This is a genomic window from Paraburkholderia guartelaensis (assembly GCF_004353905.1).
GTDB lineage: Bacteria > Pseudomonadota > Gammaproteobacteria > Burkholderiales > Burkholderiaceae > Paraburkholderia > Paraburkholderia guartelaensis.
Genome location: NZ_SMOD01000114.1, coordinates 1 through 3,691, shown reverse-complemented (window position 1 = coordinate 3,691; position 3,691 = coordinate 1). Strand labels below are relative to the sequence as shown.

Annotated in this window: 2 protein-coding genes and 4 pseudogenes; 3 read left to right on the top strand and 3 right to left on the bottom strand. The window is 58.0% G+C overall.

The window, feature by feature from the left end; all coding sequences use genetic code 11:
• Both E1N52_RS43125 and E1N52_RS43120 read right to left on the bottom strand, forming a co-directional pair.
• Positions 1-423: PAS domain-containing protein (locus E1N52_RS43125; RefSeq protein ID WP_205965777.1), on the bottom strand; the 423-nt coding region annotated here is incomplete at its 3' end.
• Positions 424-614: 191 nt separating this feature from the next.
• Positions 615-1,490: pseudogene (locus E1N52_RS43120) on the bottom strand (porin); the annotation flags it as partial.
• Positions 1,491-1,786: 296 nt separating this feature from the next.
• Between E1N52_RS43120 and E1N52_RS43115 the strand changes: the two are divergent.
• The 3 genes and pseudogenes from E1N52_RS43115 to E1N52_RS43100 all read left to right on the top strand — a co-directional run.
• A complete protein-coding gene (locus tag E1N52_RS43115) occupies positions 1,787-2,155 on the top strand; it encodes a calcium-binding protein (RefSeq protein ID WP_133191167.1) in 369 nt (122 codons plus the stop codon).
• 401 nt (positions 2,156-2,556) lie between these two features.
• Positions 2,557-2,781, top strand: a pseudogene (locus E1N52_RS43105) (tyrosine-type recombinase/integrase); the annotation flags it as partial.
• A 110-nt stretch (positions 2,782-2,891) separates the two neighbouring features.
• Positions 2,892-3,149, top strand: a pseudogene (locus E1N52_RS43100) (transposase domain-containing protein); the annotation flags it as partial.
• A gap of 402 nt (positions 3,150-3,551) precedes the next feature.
• Here E1N52_RS43100 and E1N52_RS43095 read toward each other — a convergent pair.
• Positions 3,552-3,691: pseudogene (locus E1N52_RS43095) on the bottom strand (IS5/IS1182 family transposase); the annotation flags it as partial.

Genomic DNA, 3,691 nt, shown 5'->3' with positions numbered 1-3,691 from the left:
CTTGAACAGTTCCTCCGGCGGTCGCACCAGCCCGGCGCCCGTGATGAACAAGTCGAGTACCTTTTTGACGTCGTCGAACGCCGCGACATTGAAGTTAATGCACATAACGCCGACGGCGTCCGACGACTCACTGGGCAGCAGCATACTCACACATCGCATCCGGCGGCCGTCCCAGTTCATCTTCTCATACGGCCCCATCACTTCTTCGTCTGCGGTTCCTTCGATTTCCTCCAGAGCAGAATCGTCGCCAATCGCGCGCTTTGACAGGTTGTTGGCAATGTACGCGATTGACTGGCTCGTCAAGTCATGGATGACCACTTCTGCATAGGGAAAAAACAGTGCAGTGACGCCGTCGGCAATACTCCGGTATCGACTGAGCAGCAGTTGATCGGCGGTGGCTTTTTTCTGTTTTCGGGAAGGCATCGATCGTCGGTCTCTTGTAGCGAAACACACATGATATTACTTCGCCGGCCTCAACGCGACTCCGCAAACTACCGCCACTACAGCACAAAAAAAGCCAACCGTTACTTGCCGATTGGCCCATGATCTGAAGGCCCCGCTCACACCTCTGAAACTGGGTGGCAAGACACTGATGCCTTCAGCGCGTCCTCAACTCAAAACTTGTGCCGAATCGCGGCACGAATCACGAACTGATTCGCGGTCGATGACGCATCCGCCGCACCTGGCACGTACGCGAGATCCAGCGCGGTACCCGTCTTGTCGCCCGCGACGTGCTGGTAAGCGCCCTGGACGTAGAGGTCCGTGCGCTTCGACAGATTGTAATCCGCCATCAGGCCGACTGAGTGAATCTTCGGCTTTGCGTCGCCGGACGACGCCTCGAAATTCTCCCTCGTGAACGTGTAGGCGCCACCCGCATACAGCGCCGGCGTGAACTGGTACTTGAAGTTCACCTCGAAGTTCGGGAACCTCAGCGCGTTCAGCGTCCCGACGGCCGGCAGAATCGAGCCGGAGATATACGTCGTCGATTGCGGCTGGCTCAGATACGAGTTCGTGTACGCGAAGCCGGCCGTCGCCGACCCGAACGTGTAGTTGATCCCGCCGCCGAACACACGCAGGCGCTTCGCGAGGAAATTTTCGTCACCACCATTGTTGATCGAGCCGCTGGACGTCGCGGACGGGTTGTCTGCCTGGAGGTATGCGGCCGCTACAAGCAGGCCGCCGTTCGCGTATTGTGCACCGACGCTGTATTGGCGGTTATTCGCAAGGTTCGTGTCGTTACTGAAGCTGTATGTGCCACCGAAATTGAAACCACCAACGTTCGGACTTGCGTACTTGATAGTGTTGTTCACACGGAATGTGTTGTCCGTGTTGTCGTTGTCGTAGGGATGAGAAAACAGGTAGCCCGCCCAGTTTCCGTTCGCGGTAGTCTGCGCAAGGTAGTCGACAACAGAGTCATACTGACGCCCAAACGTCAGCGTGCCGTAGCGGTCGCTCGCCACGCCGACGTAGGCCTGACGCCCGAACATAAGCCGGCGCCACTGGGCGGTTCCCTACGCGGCGATCGTTCCCGGCAGGACTGCCCCAGTTGTTCATCCTGAACCGCCGCCGTCGCCGCGCGCAAAACGCGAAGAGTTCGTCATCGGCGACACGGTCGGATTCACCGACAAGCACCTGAACGAGCGCTTTGGCACCATCGTCAGACTGAACGCGAAAACCGCGTCAATCGCAGTGACAGGCTCGGAGGGGCACTGGCGCGTTTCCTACGGCCTGTTGCGGCATATCGTCGATCTGTAACCCGAGTCAATACCGAATACCGCACAACATCATGGCCAGGACCAGACTCAACGCGGAACGTGAACATCGCATCGAGATGGAAGTCGTCGTCGACGCGTATACCGAGGAAGAGCGTGCGCTGTCGTGGTACTACTATCTGGAAGAACAGCTCTCGTTTCCATTCCAGCCCAACGTTCGCAAGGTGATGGCCTCTTCGCCGCTGCCCGCAGGTGAACAGGTATCGGTCACCGCGCTCGCTCATGAAGAGCTGTGCCGGGTTGGCAACTTCGTCTGGGCCCGGTGGGGTGAACGAGACGTGGTGGCACCGCTGGCCCAGCTTGTTTCACTGAACAGCGATAAGTCAACACAGGTGGCAGTCGCGGACTGGCATTACTGGCACGATCAAGGTTACGCATTCTGAGGTTCAGACTCCTGGCGGGTTGCGCTGACGGATACGCTGGTCCTTCCGGTTTGGTCTTAGCCTTCGCGACGTCGACGAGTTGTTGCTCGAACGTGAGGTGTTGATGAACTTCGCGCGTTTCGCAGATGCCACAGGGCGCTGCGGCCCAATCACTGAGAGGCTGGTCCTTGATTGGGCGCACTCGACACCAAGCGATAGAGCCATTACATGGGCATGCAGGATTGAGGTTATTCGTCCCTTCGCGAGGTATCTCAAGCAGTTCATCCCTCCACTATTGTTCCGCCACGTGGCTTGTGCGGGCGCGCTCATCGGCGGCTTGCACCTCACATCTACACGGAGAAAGAAGTCATCGAACTCCTAGCGGCATCGACCGCGATGTTGCCCACTGGCTCGATCAGGCCCACCTGGTGAGACACGCGACGGCGATGCATCTACTTCAGTCAGGCGTTGACCTGTCTGTCATTGCGCTGTGGCTGGGGCACGACAGTCCGTCAACTACACACGGCTATATGGAAGCCGATCTCACCATGAAAGAGCGGGCGCTGCGCAACATTCAACCGCCACACGTGAAGAACCGTCGATATCGGCCGCCAGACCGTCTTCTCCAGTTTCTGGAGTCGCTGTAACTATGCGTAGTTCGCCGGACCGGAAATCCTCGGGGACCGGCTCGGCGACCGGCGCAGCATTGTTCGGCAACGAACGGCTCCGCGTAATTTGCCGCTGCGCATTATTCCGGCTACGCCGAATTTTGCGTAGCCGGAATAATTTTTTATTCGCCGGCTCAGACAGCGGCGGCGAACGGGCAGCCGCGATGTATGCACTGATTGGCACTTGCGCACTGAATGACATCGTTCCGCGTGCCTACCTGGACTATGTGCTGACCCACATCGCCGATCACAAAATCAACCGCATCGACGAGCTCTTGCCCTGGTGTGTGGCCGACAAGCTGCACACGCGAGCCAGTCCGCCGAATTCCTTCACTGGACCGGCAGCTCCAGTTCACGATCATGCCTCACACACACGAGCACGGACAAACGGCACAGCTGAGCCGCTTACAGCACATCTGAAATTCGCGCCGCTGCTGTATCAATTTACCTCCGCGCGCGATGTATTGCGTTGTCGCGATTATGCCAGTGAGCATTTCTTCGTTGACTGGACTATTGGGCTTTGGCAATTGTCGCGCCTTCTGGCCAACTTGCGAATGGGAATCTGGCCGGGATCCCTGCTCAAGACGCTCATTAGCAGGCCGCTGAAATACAGCCCAACGGAGACGGCCTTGTTCCGCTTACGCGGCTCCTGCCGCAAAATTTTTCAGATTGCGCAATCTCAACGCGAATTCAACGTTGTTTCGGCGGTTTGAGGCTACTTTTTTGGCCTCATTGCCGCTTTCCCGCCACTATGGACGCACCTGTGCCAGCGATCGCATGCGCACAAGGTTGTAGGCCGCCATATTCAACACGAACATCTGGTCCACCTTCTTCAAGCCACGCACCATCACCTGGCGCATGCGCCCCACGGTCTTGGCCCAGCCGAAAC